This is a genomic window from Microbacterium sp. BK668, from assembly GCF_004362195.1.
In the GTDB taxonomy this organism is placed as follows: domain Bacteria; phylum Actinomycetota; class Actinomycetes; order Actinomycetales; family Microbacteriaceae; genus Microbacterium.
Genome location: NZ_SNWG01000001.1, coordinates 3,029,134 through 3,047,814 on the forward strand (window position 1 = coordinate 3,029,134; position 18,681 = coordinate 3,047,814).

At 69.7% G+C, this 18,681-nt stretch carries 16 protein-coding genes; 6 read left to right on the plus strand and 10 right to left on the minus strand.

The features are described from left to right. The first annotated feature begins 110 nt into the window (after positions 1-110). The 3 genes from EV279_RS13640 to EV279_RS13650 all read left to right on the plus strand — a co-directional run bounded on the left by EV279_RS13640 (position 111) and on the right by EV279_RS13650 (position 3,179). Positions 111-815, plus strand: coding sequence for a copper resistance CopC family protein (locus EV279_RS13640; RefSeq protein ID WP_133544335.1), 705 nt, complete (start codon positions 111-113; stop codon positions 813-815). Positions 816-824: 9 nt separating this feature from the next. Continuing rightward, positions 825-2,225 carry a dihydrolipoyl dehydrogenase gene (gene lpdA / locus EV279_RS13645; RefSeq protein WP_133544337.1) on the plus strand — a complete coding sequence of 467 codons (1,401 nt, stop codon included), beginning with the start codon at positions 825-827 and terminating at the stop codon, positions 2,223-2,225. A gap of 123 nt (positions 2,226-2,348) precedes the next feature. Then, positions 2,349-3,179, plus strand: a complete 831-nt coding sequence (locus EV279_RS13650) for an alpha/beta fold hydrolase (RefSeq protein WP_133544339.1) — start codon at positions 2,349-2,351, stop codon at positions 3,177-3,179. Positions 3,180-3,234: 55 nt separating this feature from the next. On the opposite strand, the gene EV279_RS13655 is transcribed toward EV279_RS13650, so the two are convergent. Genes EV279_RS13655 through EV279_RS13670 form a run of 4 tightly spaced genes read right to left on the minus strand, consistent with a single transcriptional unit; the run spans position 3,235 to position 6,684 of the window. Further along, positions 3,235-3,900 carry a CYTH domain-containing protein gene (locus tag EV279_RS13655; RefSeq protein WP_243728573.1) on the minus strand — a complete coding sequence of 222 codons (666 nt, stop codon included), beginning with the start codon at positions 3,898-3,900 and terminating at the stop codon, positions 3,235-3,237. Positions 3,901-3,904: 4 nt separating this feature from the next. Next, positions 3,905-4,123: a response regulator gene (locus EV279_RS13660; protein ID WP_133544341.1), complete on the minus strand. Its 219-nt coding sequence runs from the start codon at positions 4,121-4,123 to the stop codon at positions 3,905-3,907. 55 nt (positions 4,124-4,178) lie between these two features. Beyond that, positions 4,179-5,717 carry a CoA-acylating methylmalonate-semialdehyde dehydrogenase gene (locus EV279_RS13665; RefSeq protein WP_133544343.1) on the minus strand — a complete coding sequence of 513 codons (1,539 nt, stop codon included), beginning with the start codon at positions 5,715-5,717 and terminating at the stop codon, positions 4,179-4,181. Positions 5,718-5,745: 28 nt separating this feature from the next. Further along, positions 5,746-6,684: an NAD(P)-binding domain-containing protein gene (locus tag EV279_RS13670; RefSeq protein WP_133544345.1), complete on the minus strand. Its 939-nt coding sequence runs from the start codon at positions 6,682-6,684 to the stop codon at positions 5,746-5,748. A gap of 130 nt (positions 6,685-6,814) precedes the next feature. Between EV279_RS13670 and EV279_RS13675 the strand changes: the two genes are divergently transcribed. Continuing rightward, positions 6,815-7,696, plus strand: coding sequence for a LysR family transcriptional regulator (locus EV279_RS13675; RefSeq protein ID WP_243728574.1), 882 nt, complete (start codon positions 6,815-6,817; stop codon positions 7,694-7,696). Positions 7,697-7,699: 3 nt separating this feature from the next. Here the strand turns inward: EV279_RS13675 and EV279_RS13680 are convergent, their stop codons facing one another. Continuing rightward, positions 7,700-10,153, minus strand: coding sequence for a glycogen/starch/alpha-glucan phosphorylase (locus EV279_RS13680; protein ID WP_243728626.1), 2,454 nt, complete (start codon positions 10,151-10,153; stop codon positions 7,700-7,702). A 184-nt stretch (positions 10,154-10,337) separates the two neighbouring features. Between EV279_RS13680 and EV279_RS13685 the strand changes: the two genes are divergently transcribed. After that, the gene (locus tag EV279_RS13685; protein WP_133544349.1) at positions 10,338-11,069 is read left to right on the plus strand and encodes a glutamine amidotransferase; all 732 of its coding nucleotides are present in this window, start codon (positions 10,338-10,340) and stop codon (positions 11,067-11,069) included. A gap of 153 nt (positions 11,070-11,222) precedes the next feature. On the opposite strand, the gene EV279_RS13690 is transcribed toward EV279_RS13685, so the two are convergent. Both EV279_RS13690 and EV279_RS13695 read right to left on the minus strand, forming a co-directional pair. Further along, positions 11,223-11,951 carry an NAD(P)H-hydrate epimerase gene (locus tag EV279_RS13690; protein WP_243728575.1) on the minus strand — a complete coding sequence of 243 codons (729 nt, stop codon included), beginning with the start codon at positions 11,949-11,951 and terminating at the stop codon, positions 11,223-11,225. Further along, positions 11,944-13,011, minus strand: coding sequence for a YihY/virulence factor BrkB family protein (locus tag EV279_RS13695; protein ID WP_133544353.1), 1,068 nt, complete (start codon positions 13,009-13,011; stop codon positions 11,944-11,946). Before EV279_RS13695 ends, EV279_RS13690 begins: the two co-directional genes overlap by 8 nt. Positions 13,012-13,147: 136 nt before the next feature. Between EV279_RS13695 and EV279_RS13700 the strand changes: the two genes are divergently transcribed. Beyond that, the gene (locus EV279_RS13700; RefSeq protein WP_133544356.1) at positions 13,148-14,815 is read left to right on the plus strand and encodes a GspE/PulE family protein; all 1,668 of its coding nucleotides are present in this window, start codon (positions 13,148-13,150) and stop codon (positions 14,813-14,815) included. A 75-nt stretch (positions 14,816-14,890) separates the two neighbouring features. On the opposite strand, the gene EV279_RS13705 is transcribed toward EV279_RS13700, so the two are convergent. The 3 genes from EV279_RS13705 to EV279_RS13715 all read right to left on the minus strand — a co-directional run bounded on the left by EV279_RS13705 (position 14,891) and on the right by EV279_RS13715 (position 18,680). Further along, positions 14,891-16,132 (minus strand): HNH endonuclease signature motif containing protein, encoded by a 1,242-nt coding sequence (locus EV279_RS13705; RefSeq protein WP_243728576.1) that lies wholly within the window; start codon positions 16,130-16,132, stop codon positions 14,891-14,893. Between the two features lie 173 nt (positions 16,133-16,305). Beyond that, on the minus strand, positions 16,306-17,544 hold the full coding sequence (locus tag EV279_RS13710) for a type II secretion system F family protein (RefSeq protein ID WP_133544358.1): 1,239 nt from the start codon (positions 17,542-17,544) through the stop codon (positions 16,306-16,308). Between the two features lie 2 nt (positions 17,545-17,546). Beyond that, positions 17,547-18,680, minus strand: a complete 1,134-nt coding sequence (locus EV279_RS13715; RefSeq protein WP_133544360.1) for a type IV pilus twitching motility protein PilT — start codon at positions 18,678-18,680, stop codon at positions 17,547-17,549. Position 18,681 lies beyond the last annotated feature (1 nt).

The window sequence follows — 18,681 nt, forward strand, 5'->3', positions numbered from 1 at the left end:
CCCGCACCTCCGTCCGTTCTCCGGTCAGTCGCACGGGCCGGCGGTCCCGCGCCTGCCGTCATCGTATTGCGACTCCTCTCGTCAGAGAAGAGGCGGATAGGCTCTGCCGGGTGTCGTCACACGGAATTCACACAAGCCCGCTCCGCCGGCTCGCCGGCGCCCTCGCCGCGATCGTTCTGAGCCTTGCTGCGACCGTCCTCGTCACCGCTCCCGCGAGCGCCCACGACGAACTCGTCGCCACCGACCCGGCGGCAGGCTCGAGCGTCGCCGCCCTCCCGGCAGAGATCGCGCTCACCTTCAGCGGACTCCTCTCGACGGAGTCGGGTGCGACCGAGATCTCGGTGACGGATGCCTCGGGCCCGTCCCTCGTCGACGGGGAGCCGACCGTGAGCGACACCGTCGTGACGCAGAGGCTCACGGGCGCGGCATCCGGGGATATCACCGTCCTGTGGAAGGTCGTCTCCAGCGACGGGCACCCGATCTCGGGCGAGTTCTCCTTCGCGGTCGAGGGCTCTCCCACCCCGACGCCCACATCCACATCCCCGGCGAGCACCACCCCCAGTGCGAGCCCGTCGCCGACGCAGCCCGTCGATACCCCGAGCGACACCGCGACGCCGACCGCTCCTCCGGCTCAGGATGCCTCGGCCGCGGTGTGGCCGTGGGTCGTCGGAGGCATCATCGTGCTCGCCGTCGCGGGCGCCCTCATCTACCTGTGGACATCGCGCGCACGGCGGGAACGGAGCCTGACCGAGGACCGCTCAGGTGGGACGCCCACGCCTCCCGGCGACGGAACTGAGCCTCCGCTCGACCGATAGGCTTGAGGCATGCCTCACTACGACGTCGTCATCCTCGGTGCCGGCCCCGGCGGCTATGTCGCGGCCGTCCGCAGCGCGCAGCTCGGCCTCTCCGTCGCGATCATCGAGGAGAAGTACTGGGGCGGCGTCTGCCTCAACGTCGGATGCATCCCGTCGAAGGCGCTTCTGAAGAACGCCGACCTCGCCCACCAGTTCCACCACAAGGCCGACCTCTTCGGCATCTCGGGCGACGTCTCGTTCGACTACGGCGTGGCGTGGGACCGCAGCCGCACGGTCGCGAACGGCCACGTCAAGGGCATCCACTTCCTCATGAAGAAGAACAAGGTCACCGAGTACGAGGGCCGGGGCACCTTCACCGGCCCCAACGCCATCACGGTGACCAAGGCCGACGGCTCGACCGACGAAGTGACCTTCGACAACGCGATCATCGCGACCGGCTCGAAGGTGCGGCTCCTGCCCGGCGTCACGATCGGGGGCAACATCGTGACGTACGAGGAGCAGATCCTCACGCGCGATCTGCCCGAGTCGATCGTGATCGTCGGCGCGGGCGCCATCGGCATGGAGTTCGCCTTCGTCATGACGAACTACGGCGTCAAGGTCACGATCATCGAGTTCCTCGACCGCGCGCTCCCCAACGAGGACGTCGACGTGTCGAAGGAGATCGCCAAGCAGTACAAGAAGTACGGCGTCGACATCCTCACCTCCACCAAGGTGGACTCGGTCACCGATCACGGCGACCGGGTCACCGTCACGTACACCCCGGCTGCCGGCGGCGAGACCCAGTCGATCGATGCCGACAAGGTCATGATGTCGATCGGCTTCGCCCCGAACGTCGAGGGCTTCGGGCTGGAGGCGACGGGCGTGAAGCTCACCGACCGCGGCGCGATCGAGATCGACGAGTACATGCGCACGAACGTGCCGCACATCTACGCGATCGGCGACGTCACGGCCAAGCTCCAGCTCGCGCACGTCGCCGAAGCCCAGGGCGTGGTCGCGGCCGAGACGATCGGCAAAGCCGAGACGATGCCCCTCGGCGACTACCGCATGATGCCGCGCGCGACGTTCTGCTCGCCCCAGGTGGCGTCGTTCGGCCTCACCGAGCAGCAGGCCCGCGACGCCGGCTATGACGTCAAGGTCGCGAAGTTCCCGTTCTCGGCGAACGGCAAGGCCAACGGCCTCGGCGAGCCCATCGGCTTCGTCAAGCTCGTCGCCGACGGCGAGCACCTCGAGCTGCTGGGCGGCCACCTCATCGGCCCCGACGTCTCGGAGCTCCTCCCGGAGCTCACGCTCGCCCAGAAGTGGGACCTGACCGCCCTCGAGGCTGCGCGCAACGTGCACACGCACCCCACGCTGTCGGAGGCGCTGCAGGAGGCGTTCCACGGCCTCGTCGGCCACATGATCAACCTCTGACCCGTCGTTTCAGACAGGTCGAAGGCCCCGGCACCCCACGGTGACCCGGGGCCTTCGCACGTCGCCGTCGCTTCCCCGTCGGATCCGTCGACAGCGCCCCTGCGGGCGGGGTACGCTCCGGCCATGACCGGCTCGCCGTGGTCACGGACGCTCGCGATTCTCGCCCTCGTCGGCGCGCTCGCGGCCGGCTGCTCCGCGGAGCCTGAGGGAGTGGCCCCGCCCGACCTCGAACTCAGCTGCTCGGGGCTGGGATCGCCGGTGATCCTTCTCGCACCCGGATCGAACACGCCGGCGTCGGCGTTCCATGCGCTGCAGGGTGCCCTCGCCACCGACACCCGCGTCTGCAGCTACTCCCGCGCGGGAATCGGCGGCAGCCCGCCCTGGCCGAGCGACGCGCCGGACCCCTCGATCGGCATGATGGCCGAGCAGCTGCACGCCACACTCGCCGACCGAGGCGTCTCGGGGCCCTACATCGTCATGGGCTGGTCGCTCGGCGGGCTCGTCGCGCAGGGCTTCAGCGCACGCTATCCGGACGAGGTCGCCGGTCTCGTCTTCGAGGACTCTTCGATCCCCGCGCAGTTCACCCGCGAGGATGTCGATCGCGACAGCTGGGTCGAGGCGGGGGTTCCCCTCGACATCGAGACGTCCGCGGATGACCTCCTCGGGCTCGATCTCGGATCGCGGCCGACGATCGTGCTGACGCAGGGGGAGGACGGCTTCGACGATCCGGACCTCAGCTGGTGGCGCGATCGCCATGACGAGCTCGCCGCGCTGTCGACGGACAGCATCCACCTCATCGCGCCCGACGCAGGCCACGCGATCCACGAGATGTCCGGAGCGCTCGTCGAGAAGTCGCTCCGGGCGGTCCTCGAGGCCGTCCGCGCTGAGGAGGAGCTGCCGGAATGCGACGACTCGGAATGGGGGCCGTACGCCGGCGAGTGCCGCGTGCCGTGATCGACGCTCGGTGCGGACGGGCACGAGCGCCCCACCCCCCGACGTCGAGGACGGCTCAGCGACCGAGGGTGCGGGCGAGCTTGGAATCGGATGCCGCGGGACGGGCACCCGCGGCGCTCACGGCCGCCTCGACCGCTGTGAAGAAGGCGGCGATCTCGTCTTGCTCGCGCGGCGCCGCCGCGCCCAGCTCCATCTCCCACTCGCGCCAGGCGCGCTCGATGCCGGTCCGCTCGTCGGTCGCGACGACGTGGTCGTCGACGAACTCCGCGAGGACTCCCCCGCCGGCGCCCCGCAGGTGGTACGCCGTCCGGTCGTTGCGGATGCGGGCGAGCGGGAGAAGCGAGGCAGCCGCCGCGGAAGGCACCGCCGCCCGCACGGCCTCATGCACTCCGGCGGGGATCGTCGCGTCCTCGCCGAGAGGCCAATGCAGCTCGGTGCGCGCGTCGCCGTCGCGCGGACCCTTGATGTGCCAGCCGGCGTCGGGACCGCCCGTACGGCGGCGCAGCGCATAGCCGGCGCGGGCGAGAGCGAGATCGTCGGTGTCGAAGTACCGCGCGTCCAGAGCGCGGGGCTCGGGCGCCGAGATCGAGGCGACCCCCGGAAGGTCCGTCCAGTCGGGCAGAGGCGTGTCCCCGTCGACGTCGAACTTCAGCTCGACCTCGCGGGAGCTCGACGGCCCGTCGGACTGCACCGCGTCCGAGGGCTCGGAAGCGCCTGCCACCTGCTCAGTCGTCGGCGGAGTTGCCGATGTCGTCGGTGGCCTCGATGAACCAGAACTCGGCCTCGGTGGGCCCGTCCGCCGAGCCGGTGTGCTGTGGCGCGCCGTCGCGACGGTAGACGATCTGCCCCTCGCCGTAGGGGACGATCAGCGAGTCGAGCTCGGGCTGCTCGAGAGGAAGGATCTGCCCGTCGAGCGGGCCTCCGTGAAGTCGTGCGATGGCCATGGATCGAGCCTACTCCCGGCTCCGCGACGGAGCCGGGAGGGTTGACACCCGCGACTCAGTGGGTCGGGAACCCGAGGCTGATCTGGCTCTCGCTCGGCTCGGGCCAGCGGGTCGTCACGACCTTGCGGCGCGTGTAGAAGTTGAACGCCTCGGGGCCGTACATGTGCGTGTCGCCGAAGAGCGAGTCCTTCCAGCCGCCGAACGAGAACGACCCGACAGGCACGGGAATAGGCACGTTGACACCCACCATGCCGACCTCGATGTCGAATTCGAACTGGCGGGCCGTCTTGCCGTCGCGCGTGAAGACGGCCGTGCCGTTGGCGTAGCGGTTGGCGTTGATGAGCTCGACCGCCTCGTCGTAGCCGGCGACGCGCACGACCGACAGGACCGGACCGAAGATCTCCTCGTCGTATACGCGCATGCCCGGCTTGACGTCGTCGACGAGCGAGGCGCCGATGAAGAAGCCGTCGCCCTCGAAGGCGTGATCGCGGCCGTCGACGACGACCTTCGCCCCCTCGGCGGGCGCCCCCTCGACGAAGCCGGCGACGCGCTCCCGCGCCTCGCGCGTGATGAGCGGTCCCATCTCGGAGGCGGGGTCGGTGCCGTCGCCGATGACGAGCCCGCCGATGCGCTCGGTCACCTTCGGGATCAGCTGATCGGCGACGTCGCCGACCGCGACGACGACCGAGACGGCCATGCACCGCTCCCCCGCCGAACCGTACGCCGCCGACACGGCGGCGTCCGCGGCCGCGTCGAGGTCGGCATCCGGCATGACGATCATGTGGTTCTTGGCGCCCCCGAGGGCCTGCACCCGCTTGCCGTTCTCCGCTGCGCGCGTGTAGATGTACTTGGCGATCGGGGTCGAGCCGACGAACGAGACGGCGCGGATGACCGGATCGTCGAGGATCGCGTCCACCGTCTCCTTGTCGCCGTGCACGACGTTGAAGATGCCGTCGGGGAGGCCCGCCTCGCGGAAGGCCTCCGCCAGCCAGACAGCCGCCGAGGGGTCGCGCTCGGACGGCTTGAGGATCACGGCGTTGCCCGCGGCTATCGCGGTGGTCACCATCCACAGCGGCACCATCGCCGGGAAGTTGAACGGCGTGATGCAGGCGACGACGCCGAGCGGCTGGCGCACCTGGTGCACATCGACGCCGCTCGCCACCTGCTCGGAGTACTCGCCTTTGAGGTGGTGCATGAGGCCCGTGCAGAACTCGACGTTCTCGAGGCCCCGCGCAACCTCGCCGAGAGCGTCCGCGACGGTCTTGCCGTGCTCGGCGGTGATGATGCGAGCGAGCTCCTCCGCGCGGGAGCTGATGATCTCGCGCAGCCGGAACATGACCGCGCTGCGCTTGGCGAGGCCCGTCTCGCGCCAGACCGGCTGCGCTGCCTTGGCCTTGCGCGCAGCCTCGTGCAGGAACTCGGCGCTCGCGAACCCGACCTGCGAGGTCTGGGCCCCCGTCGCGGGGTTGAAGACGGCGCCGAAGCGCACGTCGTCGCCGCTCGGCGTCACGCGCTCTCCGACCACCCAGTGGGGGATCGTCGGCAGGGTGCCGGATGCCTCGGCGGTCGGCGTCTCGATCGTGGAAGTGCTCATCATCGGGTTCCTTCTGGTGGGGTGGAGGTCACGCGTTCGCCGCGACGCGGTCGAGCGAGGGGTCGTACCCGCGGAGCGAGCCGTCGGGCGTCGCGAGGCGGGCGACGAGGGTGCAATCCTTGCCGCCGAGACCCTCCTCGGCGAGCTGCACGAGCTGCGAGAGCGCGAGCTCGGCGGCCGGGAGGTGCACCCCGGTCGCCTCCCCCGCCTGCACGGCGAGGGCGCAGTCCTTGCGGGCGAGATCGACCGAGAAGGTCGCGTCGAAGTTCTTGTTCGCGGCCGACGTCGGCACGATGCCGGGCACGGGATACCAGACGCGCTGCGGCCAGGACCCGCCCGAAGAGGCGTTCGCGACCTGCCAGAACGTCTGCTGGTCGAGGCCGAGCTGCTCCGCCAGCTGCGAACCCTCGGCGACGGCCATCACGCCGATGAAGAGCATCATGTTGTTGACGAGCTTGGCCGCGATGCCGCTCGTGGCACCGCCGCACAGCACGATCGAGCCCGCCATCGGCGCGACGAGCTCGCGCGCGCGCTCGACGTCCTCCGGGCGGCCGCCCAGCATGAACGTGAGCGAGTGGGCCTCGGCGCCGGCGGTGCCGCCGGAGATCGGCGAGTCGACGAAGACGAAGCCGCGCGCCTCCGATTCGGCGTGGCACCAGCGGGACGTCTCGATGTCGACGGTGGACGTGTCGAGCAGCAGCGTGCCGGGCGCGGCGTTCGCCCAGATGCCGTCGGGACCGTCGTAGACGCCGCGCACGTGCTGCGGCATCGGTAGCGAGGTGAAGCACGCGTATGCGCCGTCGAGGGCTTCGGCGATCGACCGGACGAGCGTGACGCCGCGGGCCTCAGCGGCCGCCGCGGCCGCCGGATTGATGTCGTAGCCGCGCACGGCGTGGCCGGCGGCGACGAGATGGGCCGTCATGGGCGCGCCCATATGGCCGAGGCCGATCCAGGCGATCGTTGACATGGAGGTCTCCCGGGGATCCTGCGTCGTCGGATGGATGCGACGCCAGCATAGGCATCCTCGGCACTTGCGTTCAATGCACGACGACGCACCAATCTTGCACTCCGCCCGTGCACTGACGCACAATCGCGGAATGACCTCCCCGACCCGCGAGCCGCAGCTCGAGGCGCTCATGACGTTCCTCGCGGCGGCTCGGCTGGGCCGGTACACCGCGGCGGCCGAGGTGCTGGGCGTCAACCACTCCACGGTCTCGCGGCGGATCGCCTCCCTGGAGGAGGCGATGGGCGGGCGTGTGCTCGTGCGCACGACCTCGGGCTGGGAGGTCACCGACCTCGGGCGCCGCGCCCTCGCCGTCGCTGAGCGGATCGAGGCATCCGTGCGCGACCTGTCGGGAGACGGAGAAGCAGTGCAGGGCATGGTGCGCATCGCCGCGCCGGATGCCTTCACGTCGGTGTTCCTCGTGCCCGCGATGGTGCGCCTCAGGTCGCAGCATCCCGCGCTCGCCGTCGAGCTCATCGCCGCGACCCAGCGCGTGCGGCAGAACCGGTCGGGCGTCGACCTCGAGATCGTCGTCGGCCGGCCCCAGGTGCACCGCGCCTTCGCGACGCCGATCTGCTCGTACTCGCTGCGGCTCTACGCCGCTCCGGGGTATCTCGAGCGGGCCGGCGTCCCGGCCTCGATCGGCGACCTGGCGCGGCATCCGCTCGTCTACTACATCGAGTCCTCGCTGCAGGTCGACGACCTCGACCGCGCGGTGCAGGCGCTGCCCGCCTCGCCGGCGTCCGTCCGCTCGACGAGCGTCTTCGCTCACGTCGAGGCGACCGCGGCGGGCGCAGGGGTGGGTCTTCTGCCCGACTTCCTCGCCGACGCCGACCCGCGACTCATGCGGGTGCTCGACGGCGGGTTCGCGCATCCCCTGCGCTACTGGGCGGTCACGCGCGACGAGGGCCCGCGCAATCCCGTGGTCGCCGAAGCGCTCGACGCCATCCGCGCCCACATCGCATCGGTCTCCTGAGGGTCAGAGGACCGGCGGCGTGTGCCAGATGCGGTCGATGTAGTCCCGGATCGAGCGGTCCGACGAGAAGAACCCCGTGCGGGCGACGTTGAGGATCGCCGAGCGGGTCCAGGCATCCTGATCCGCGTACGCCTCGTCCACCCGCGCCTGCGCCTTGATGTACGAGGAGTAGTCGGCCAGCACCATGAACCGGTCGTCGTACAGCAGGTTCGACAGGATCGGCTCGAACACCGTCCGGTCGCCGCCCGAGAACGCGCCCGATGCGATGAGGTCCATCGCGCTGCGCAGGTTCTCGTCGCCCTGGTAGAACTCCGTCGGGTGGTACCCCTTCGCCCACAGCGCCTCGACCTCGGGCTCGGACATCCCGAAGAGGAAGAAGTTGTCGTCGCCGACGAGCTCGCGGATCTCGACGTTCGCGCCGTCGTCGGTCCCGATCGTGAGCGCGCCGTTGAGGGCGAACTTCATGTTGCCGGTGCCCGATGCCTCCTTGCCGGCGAGCGAGATCTGCTCGGACAGGTCGGCGGCGGGGATGACCCGCTCGGCGAGCGTGACGTTGTAGTTCGGCGGGAAGAGCACCTTGAGCTGCCCCTCGACTCGCGGGTCGGCGTTGACGACCTCCCCGACGGCGTTGATGAGATGGATGATGCGCTTGGCCATCACATACCCCGGGGCCGCCTTCGCGCCGAAGATGAAGGTGCGCGGAGTGATGTCGGATGCCTCGACCCGGCCGGAGACGATCTTGTCGTACTCCGTCACGATGTGCAGCACCTTGAGCATCTGGCGCTTGTACTCGTGGAGGCGCTTGACCATGACGTCGATGAGGTGGCCGTCGCCGAGGGCGAGCCCGTCGCGCTCGTGCAGCACTTCGGCGAGACGCTTCTTGTTGCCCGCCTTCACGGCAGCGAAGCGCTCCCGGAACTCGGGGTCGGCCGCGAACGCCTCGAGCCCCCGGAGGCGTTCGAGGTCGACCGTCCAGCCGGCGCCGAGGGCCTCGGTGATGAGGTCGGCGAGATCCGGGTTGGCGAGGCGGAGGAAGCGGCGCGGCGTCACTCCGTTGGTGACGTTGGTGAACTTGCCGGGGTAGAACTCGTCGAAGTCGGGCAGCACCTTGTCGCGCAGGAGCTGCGAGTGCAGCTCCGCGACGCCGTTGACCTTCGACCCCGCGACCGTCGCGAGATACGCCATGCGGACCGACCGGTAGGGGTGCTCGCCGATGATCGACATCGCGCGGATGCGGAGCTCGTCGTCGCCGAACCGCTCTCGCACCTCGGCGAGGAAGTCGTCGTTGATGCGGTAGATGATCTCGAGGTGGCGAGGGAGGAGACGGCCGAGGAGGTCGACGTCCCACACCTCGAGCGCTTCGGGGAGGAGCGTGTGGCAGGTGTACGCGAAGCACTCCTGCGTGATCTTCCACGCGGCATCCCAGTCCATCCTGCGCTCGTCGACGAGGACGCGCATGAGCTCCGGCACGGCGATCACGGGGTGGGTGTCGTTGAGCTGGAAGATGACGCGGTCGGGCAGCTTCGAGAGGTCGAAGTCCGCCGGGAGGATGTTGTCGAGGAAGTCGCCGATCGAGGCGGCCACGAAGAAGTACTGCTGCTGCAGCCGCAGCTCCTTGCCCTGAGGCGTCGAGTCCTCGGGGTACAGCACCTTCGAGATGTTCTCGGCGAAGGTCTGCGCCCGCACGGCCTCTTCGTAGTCGCCCGAGTTGAAGATGCGCAGGTCGAACGCGTCCGTCGCGACGGCGCTCCACAGGCGCAGGGTGTTGACGCGGCCGTTGTGGTAGCCCGGCACCATGTAGTTGTAGGGCACGGCCTGCACGTTCCAGCCCGGGACCCAGCGGCTGCGCTCGACGCCGTCGTCATCGTCGTAGGTCTCGGTGTGGCCGCCGAACGAGATGAGCTGCGCCGCCTCCGGGTGCGGGAACTCCCACGGCGAGCCGAGCGTGAGCCACGCGTCGGGCTGCTCCACCTGCTGGCCGTCGACGAAGGTCTGGCGGAAGATGCCGTACTCGTACCGGATGCCGTAGCCGATGCTCGGCACGCCGATCGTCGCAAGCGAGTCGATGAAGCACGCTGCCAGCCGCCCCAGGCCGCCGTTGCCCAGACCCGGCTCGACCTCCAGCTCGCGCAGGACGTCGATGCTGATGCCGCACTGCTGAAGCGCCTCCGTCGCGATGTCGGTGAGCCGCGTGGCGAGGAGGTTGTTGTCGAGCTGGCGCCCGAGGAGGTACTCGGCGGAGAGGTAGCAGACGCCCTTCGCCTGCAGCTCGCGCTGGCGCTCGCTGTCGTCGAGCCACCGCGCCATGAGATAGTCGCGCACGGTCACGGCCAGCGCGAGGTACTGGTCGTTGGTGCTGGACCTCGAGAGCGGGACGCCGATGTCGAAGTTCAGGTTGGTCAGGAACTGACGGACGAAGCCGTCGACGGTCACGGCCGGCGAGGTGACGGGCGCCAGAGCGAGGGGGTGCGTCGCTCCGAGCGGGTGCGGCGCGACGCGGGAGGCGTTCTTGTCTTCGTGCACGGTGGAACGCTACCCGCTGATCCTTCAAGTTCCGAACTCAGGGATCACCCGTGCATGAGAGTTTCCACGGCCGAAACATCGCGCCGGGACGCGCCCCGCGGACGTCTATGGTCGGACTGTGAAGCCGTTCGTCCTCCTCGCCACCCGGGCCGAAGACCTTCCGGCCGACGAGGAGTACGCGCTGTTCCTGCGCTATTCCGGGCTCGAGGAGCGGTCCCTCCGCCGCGTGCGGCTGGAGGCCGGCGCCATGCCCGACTTCGATCTCGACGAGCTGTCGGGCATCTTCGTCGGCGGCGGTCCCTTCAACGCCTCGGATCCCGCCGACAGCAAGTCGCCCGTGCAGCAGCGGGTCGAGGCCGAGTTCGCCGCACTCCTGGACCGGGTCGTCGCGCGGGACTTCCCGTTCCTCGGCGCCTGCTACGGCGTCGGAACGGTCGGTGCGTACCTCGGGGCGACAATCGATCGCACCTACAGCGAGCCCATCAGCGTCGTCCCCGTGACGCTGACCGAGGACGGGGCATCCGATCCCCTCCTGGAAGGGATGCCGCGCACCTTCGAGGCGTTCGTCGGCCATAAGGAGGCTATCTCGGCACTCCCCGAGCGGGCCGTGCTGCTCGCGTCGTCGCCGACGTGCCCCGTCCAGATGTTCCGCGTCGGCCGGAACGTCTACGCGACGCAGTTCCACCCCGAGCTCGACGTCGAGGGCATCACGACCCGCATCCACGCCTACGCGTCGCACGGCTACTTCGAGACCGACGAGCTCGACCTCACCCTCGCCGCCGTGCGCCGCGCGCCCGTGTCGCACCCGAGCCGGATGCTGCGGACGTTCGTCGAGCGCTACGCCCGGTAGGGCGCCGTCGGTAAGTCGTCGGCCATCCGTCGATCCGCCGTCGGTCAGTCGTCGGTCAGCCGTCGATCCGCCGTCGGTCAGTCGTCGGTCAGCCGTCGGTCAGCGTCGATCTGCCGTCGGTCAGCCGTCGATCAGCCGTCGGTCCGCCGTCGGTCAGCCCTCGATGATGCGGGCGACAGATGCCTCGGCCACCGCCGGATCGTCGGCCAGCCCGTCGCCGAGTCCGAGGTCGACGAGCACGATCGAGCCGGCGTACTCGGGCCCTCGCCGCAGGACGAGCCCGGCCTTGACGGCGCCGAAGGTCACCGTGACGGATGCCGGCAGCACCGTGTCGTCGGCGGTCGAGCCGTCGTCGGGCTGCAGGCCGCTCGGCAGGTCGACCGCGACGACGCGCGTTCCCGCGTCGCGGACCGCAGGCAGGAGCGTCTCGACCGCGTCGCGGGCGAGCCCGCGCAGTGCGGGGTCGGCGCCCGTGCCGATCCCGAGGATGCCGTCGAGCACGAGGTCGTAGAGCGCCGCCCCGTCGCGGACCTCCTCCAGCCGGACGAGCTCGGCGCCCTCCGCGAGCGCCGTCGCCAGGCCGTCCTCGTGGATCCGCGATCCCGTCGAGAGGACGTGGACGTCGGCGCGGCGGAGCGCGGCCGCGGCGAAGAGGGCGTCACCGCCGTTGTCTCCGCTCCCGGCGAGGACGAGCACCCGCACGCCGGCTTCGGGGCGCTCGTCGAGCTCTTCGTCGATCAGCTCCTGGACGACCTGGGCGAGCGCGGCGGCCGCGCGGCGCATGAGCGGCTCGCCGGCGTCGAGGAGCGGCCGCTCCGCGGCGCGCACCTGGTCGGCGGTGTACGCGGGCACCGTGAGGTCCGCTCCCGTCGGATCAGGCACGAGCCGGCTCCTTCGTCTTCTCGGCGTCATCGTCGCCGCGGCGCTCCTTCTCCTCGTCGGCGCGCGCGTGCCGGAGCTCCTCGGTGGCCACGCGGACGGATGCCTCGGCCCGCCGCACGCGTCGCTGGGCGAAGGTCGAGGCGCCGTGACGGGCCTTCACGCGGTCGGTCTCCTCCTCGACGCCGGTGATGATGTAGGCGCTCGCGATGAGGATGACCTGCGCGGAGAGGTTGAACCACAGCAGCAGCGCGATCAGCGAAGCGAAGGACGCGAGGAGGGGGTTCGATGATGCGCCGCCCACGAAGAGGCCGGAGAGCTGCTGCAGGATGATGAGCCCCACGGCGCCGAGGACGGCTCCGCTCCACAGCGACCTGGCCGAGGGCTTCACCCCCGACAGCGCGAGGAAGAGCACCGCGATTGCCACGGCATCCAGGACGAACACCACGACGATCGACACGACGCGCGCAGCGATCTCGCCGAGGACGTCGTTCTCGCTCACTCCGAACCATCCCAGGATGACGTTGACCCCCGCCGTTCCGACGAAGCTCACCGCCGCGGCAGCCGCGAAGGCCGCGCCGATCCCGATCGCGAGCAGGAGGTTGCGCAGGAGCACCCACACCCAGAAGACGTCGTCGTGCACCTTGTCGGCCAGGATGTGCAGGGCCGCGCGCAGCGACCCGATGGCTCCGATGCCCGCGCCCACGAGGCCGACGAAGGCGAGGATGCCGGCGACGGTGAGGCCCGCCGGCGCCTTTATGTCGTCGGGGTCGATGAGACCGTCTTCGCCCAGGAGGCCCGGAATCGCCGCGTTGACGCCGTCGATGAGCGCCTGCCAGGCCGTCGGGTTGCCCGACAGCCACAGCGCGGCGAGCGAGAAGCCGAGCAGGACGCCGGCGAACACGCTGAACAGGGTGCGGTACGTGACGCTGTCGGCGAGCATGGGGCCCCGGTGCTCGCTGTACAGCAGGAACGCCCGGACCGGCTTGACGCTCAGCGCCCACGCGGTGACTCGCGCGATGAGGTTGCGGTCTTTCGGAACGGATGCCGCGGTCTCGGCCATGCGGCCAGGCTAACGGCGCGGCATCCCTCCCTGCCGGGCTTGACAGTCGTTCTCCGTTCTCACAGCCGCGGATTGCGCGGTCTCGCCTATGATTCAGGTGGGGGTTTGGGGACTCCTATGGACTTGGGGAGATCCGATGAGGGGACTCGCACAGACGCTTGTGCTGACCGGAGCCGTGCGAGCGGCCGACATGTCGGCGGCGCTCGCCGAAGTGGGCGACGGACCGGAGCTGAGGGAGCACCTCGTGACGTCGCGCATCGCCACCGAGGCGCAGGTGGCGGAGGCGATCGCGCTGCACACGGGGCATCGCTATGTCGAGCTGGCCAACATCCCGCTCGACCCCAACATCGTCGCGCTGGTGCCGGGCAATCTCTGCCGCAGGTACCAGCTCATCCCGCTGGACAAGCGTCGCGACCGGCTCGTCGTCGGCATCCTCGATCCGAACGACATCGTCGCGCTCGATGACGTCGCGAGCGTGACCGACCTCTTCGTCGAGCCCGTCGTCGTCGCGCGCGACGCTCTCGAGCAGATGTTCGAGCGGTTCCTCCGATCCGACGAGGAGCTCAGCGAGCTGTCCATCGCGATCGAGGAGAACGTCGAGTCGAGCGCGGAGTCGTTCACCGAGACGATCGAGGATCAGGATGCCGATGCCCCCGTCGTGCGGTTCGTCAACCTCCTCATCTCCCAGGCGATCAACGACCGCGCAAGCGACATCCATGTCGAGCCGGGTGAGAGCCAGCTCACGGTGCGGTACCGCATCGACGGCGTGCTGCACGAGATGCAGAAGGCCGACCGCTCGATCCAGGACGGGATCATCTCGCGCCTGAAGATCATGAGCTCGATCGACATCGCCGAGAAGCGCCGCCCGCAGGACGGCAGGCTCTCGGTCTCGCACGAGGGCCGCCAGGTCGACCTCCGCGTCGCGACGCTGCCGACGGTCTGGGGCGAGAAGATCGTCATGCGCATCCTCGACAACACCGGCCAGCGGATGTCGATGGCCGACCTGCTGATGTCGCCGCGCAACCTGGATCGTTTCGAGGCCTCGATCACGAGGCCGCACGGCATGGTGCTCGCGACGGGACCGACGGGTTCGGGGAAGTCCACGACGCTGTATACGGCGCTGCGAGCCGTCGCCAACCCCAAGATCAACGTCATCACGGTGGAAGACCCCGTCGAGTACCGTATCGGCGGCATCAACCAGGTGCAGGTCAACAACAAGGCGGGGCTGACATTCAGCAACGCGCTGCGGTCGATCCTGCGCTCGGACCCCGACGTCGTGCTCGTGGGCGAGATCCGCGACAATGAGACCGCCGTCATCTCCATCGAGGCGGCACTCACGGGTCACCTCGTCCTGTCGACGCTCCACACCAACGACGCTCCGTCGGCGCTGACGCGCCTCACCGAGATCGGGTGCGAGCCGTTCCTCGTGGCGACGGCGCTCGAGGCGGTTGTGGCCCAGCGCCTTGCTCGCCGGCTGTGCACGCGATGCCGCGAGCCGTTCACCGAGCCGACCGATGTGCTGACGTCGCTCGGCTTTCCGCACGACCCCTCGGATCCGCCGCAGATCTTCCGTGCGGCCGGCTGCCCCGCCTGCTCGGGCACGGGCTACCGCGGACGCGTCGCGCTGCACGAGGTCATGACGCTCACGGAGGAGCTCGAGCAGCTCGTCGTCACGCGCGCGACGGGCACCGAGATGCGTCAGCTCGCCCTCGCACAGGGCATGGTGTCGCTCCGTGAGGACGGCTTCAGCAAGGTCGCACAGGGCCTCACGACGATCGAAGAGGTGCTGCGCGTCTCGGTGTGACGGCGGCGCTCGGGCGACGCCGTCCACGCTCTGCCCGTGAGATCGCCGGGCCGTACCGGATCGGGCCGCACCCGATCAGAACGGGGCGTCGGCCGCATCTGTCGGACGGAAGACCGGCACTCTGCGTTCCGGGCGCACGACATAGCGGCGCCCCGATGGTGAGATCCATTCGAGCGAGCCGTCGGCGAGCTGAGTGACGACCCACCCGCCGTGATGCTTCACCGTGTGATGACCCTGACAGAGCGGCCCGAGGTTCCACAGCGCCGTCGCTCCGCCGTGCTCCCAGGCGATCGAGTGGTCTATCTGACATCGCGACGCCGGCATCGAGCATCCTGGCGCCTGACATCGATCCGCGCGCCACTGCACCAGCTTGCGGAGCCAGGCAGGCGTCTCGTAGCGGTCGCGTCCGACGGAGAGGACCATGCCCGTCTCGGGGTGGGTGAGGATCCGCATCATCGCGCCGTCGCCGCCCGCGAGCTCCCGTGCTCGGTCGACCGGGACCGGACCCACGCCCTCGACGACGGCGGGTTCGTCGGTCGCGGCACCCTCCTCGAGGAGCGCCAGCGCGGGCACGGTGACGAACACGGTCGCGCGGATGCCTCGCGCCTGCTCGGGGTGCGACGCACTCCCCCCGTCGATCAGGAGGTCGCCGAGGATGTCGGCGCGGATCTGGTCCAGCGTTCGCGCCTCTCCCTCGGAACCCGCGATCACCTTCGCCATCGCGGTCAGGCGGCCGAAGGCTGCGTGGGCCTCGACGGCCGGAAGGTAGCCGCCGAGGAACGCCATGCCGTCTTCGCCGGGGTCGACGAAGACCCGCCGCTTCGAGAGGGCGCGCTCGTGGCGCTCCGCGAGCGTCTCGGAGCGTGCGGCCTCGACGAGAGCCCGAACCTTGCGGCGGAAGGTGCCGACGGGCTCGGCCTCGGCGAGCGCGATCGCCTCGCGGACGAGCTCCGCGGCCAGCTCGGGCTCGATCTCGTCGAGGACGTCGACGAGCACCGTCGCGTGCCGCTCGGTCATGCCCGCGTGCGAGAGCGAATCGAGCACCTCGGGATAGCGGTGCACCAGGGCCTCGGCGAGCCGGACGAGTTCCGCCGCGGCGTACTCCGTGACGCGCAGCGCCGCCGCCAGCTCCAGCCGAAGCGAGCGCTCGGCGATGTCGCTCGACCCGCGCCCGTATCGTCCAGCCTCATCCAGCGCCTCTCGGCGCATCGCATCGACCCGCGCGTACTGCTGCGCCCGTATGACCGACATCATGTCGGCGACCTCGACGACGAGGTCTATCGCGTCGGGGACCGGCGGGTGCTCCTCGGTGAACATGCTCCGAGAGTAGAACATACCTCCGACATCGGGATCGCTCAGTCGGCGCCCCTGGCCATCTCAGCGGGCCCGCCCGCCGGGGCCGGCCCGCCGAGGCCGGCGCACCGAACAGCGACGGGGCGGCGACGCCCTCCCCGCGTCGCCGCCCCGCCTTCTCCCCCAGAGACCTCCGGCTATCCCTGATTCGCGAGATCGCCGTACAGCGTGAAGATCGGCAGGTAGAGCGAGATGACCATGCCGCCGATGATGATGCCGAGGCCGACGATGAGCACGGGCTCGATCGTCGCCGAGAGCTGCGACGTCGCTGTCTCGACCTCGTCCTCGTAGAAGTCGGCGATGGAGGCGAGCATCTCCGAGAGCGTGCCCGACTCCTCTCCGACGGCGACCATCTGCGACACCATCGCCGGGAAGACCCCCGCCTTCGCCAGCGGACCTGAGAACGAGCGCCCCTGCCGCACCGAGTCCTGGATGTCGTGGACGGCCTGCTCGACGGCCCAGTTGTTCGACGCCTGCCCGACGATGGCGAGCGCCTGGATGATCGGCACGCCCGCATCGAGCATCATCGAGAGGTTCCGGCTGAAGCGCGCCACGGCCATCTTGGTGAAGACCTTGCCGAAGATCGGCATCTTGAGCTTGAACGGGTCGAGGACCTTCCGGACGCTCTCCTTGTTGCGGTTGCGCAGCCACCAGATCCATGCGCCACCGACGGCGACGATGAGAAGCGGAAGGATCCACCACATGTTCCGGGAGATGTTCACGAGGATCTGCGTGGGCAGCGGCAGTGACGTGCCGAGCCCCGCGAACATGTTCTCGAACACGGGCACCACGAACGTCACCATCGCCAGCACGCCGATGATCGCGATGATGAGCACGATCGTCGGATAGGTGACGGCGGCGCGGATCTTGTTCTGCAGCTCCGCTTCCTTCTGGTAGTTCTCGGCGAGCGAGTGCATCGCGCGCGCCATGAACCCGCCCGTCTCGCCGACCCGCACGATGCTGATCATGAGCGGAGGGAAGACATCCGGATGCCGCGCCAGGGCCTGCGAGAACGATGACCCGCTCTCGACATCCGCCTGCACCTTGATGAGCGCCGGCTGCAGTCTCTTGTCGTCGGTCTGCTCGATGAGGATCGACAGCGTGCGCATGAGCGGCAGGCCGGCGTTGAGCAGCCCCGCCATCTGGCGGGTGAAGAGCGCGAGCGACTTGGCCTTGACGGTGCCGCCGAAGCCCGGGATCTTGATCTCCCGGCTGAGGCCGGTCTTGGACAGCGCCCTGATCTCGAGCGGCGTCAGGCCCTGCGCGCGCAGCTTGCCGGTCACCGCCGTCTCGCTCGCGGCCTCCATCGAGCCCTTGATGACGCCACCCCCGCGGGGGTCGACCGCGCGGTAGGTGAATTCCTGGACGATCGCCATGGTCAGCTCCCTGCGTACTGACGCTCGCCGGCGTGCATCGACCACGACTCGGCGTCGAGATCGCGGGGCCGCACATGCACGCCGTCGAGGTACTTCGGATCGACCGCGAACATGCGGGCGACGTGGTTGGCGATGACGCCTTCCTCGACGAGTCGCCGCAGATCCTGGTCGAGCGTGTGCATGCCCACCTGCGCGCCCGCCTGCATGGCGGTGTACAGCTGCGCCACCTGCCCCTCGCGGATGAGGTTCGCGACGGCCGGTGTGTTGATGAGCACCTCGGTCGCGATCGTGCGCCCGTTCGTCTGCGCGAGCGGCATCAGCGTCTGGCTGATGATGCCCTGCAGCGTGTCGCCGAGCTGCGTCCGGATCTGGTGCTGCTGATCGGCCGGGAAGACGTCCACGATGCGGTTGACGCTCTTGGCGGCGCCCTGCGTGTGCAGGGTCGACAGGACGAGGTGGCCCGTCTCGGCCGCCGACAGCGCCGTCTGGATCGACTCCGGATCGCGAAGCTCGCCGATGAGGATCACGTCCGGGTCCTGACGCAGCACGCGCCGGAGCGCTTCGGCGAACGACGCGGTGTCGGCCCCGACCTCGCGCTGATGGATGAGCGACCTCTTGCTCTCGTGATGGAACTCGATCGGGTCCTCAATGGTGATCACGTGCGCCGGCAGCGTGTTGTTGATGATGTCGACCATCGCCGTCAGCGTCGTCGACTTGCCCGACCCGGTGGGGCCGGTCAGCAGCACGAGGCCGCGAGGCTTTAGCGCCAGATCGCGGGCGATCGCGGGCGCGCCGAGCTCCTCGAGGGTGAACACGCGCTGCGGGATGAACCGCAGCGCGACGGCGATCGACCCCAGCTGCCGGAACACATTGACACGGAAGCGCCCGAGTCCCTCCGATGCGTGCGCGAGGTCGACCTCGTGACGCTCCTCGAACTCGTCGCGCTGGCCCGGCGCCATGAGTCCGAACGCCGCGGACTCGACCCACAGGGCGGACAGCGGTTCGGCGTGTCCGGGGATCGGCACGAGGTCGCCGTCCACGCGCATGAGCGGCGGAGCATCGGCGGTGAGGTGGACGTCGGATGCGTCGTATCGGAACGCGGCGTGGAGCAGCGCGTCGAGCGCGGTGGTGCTCATG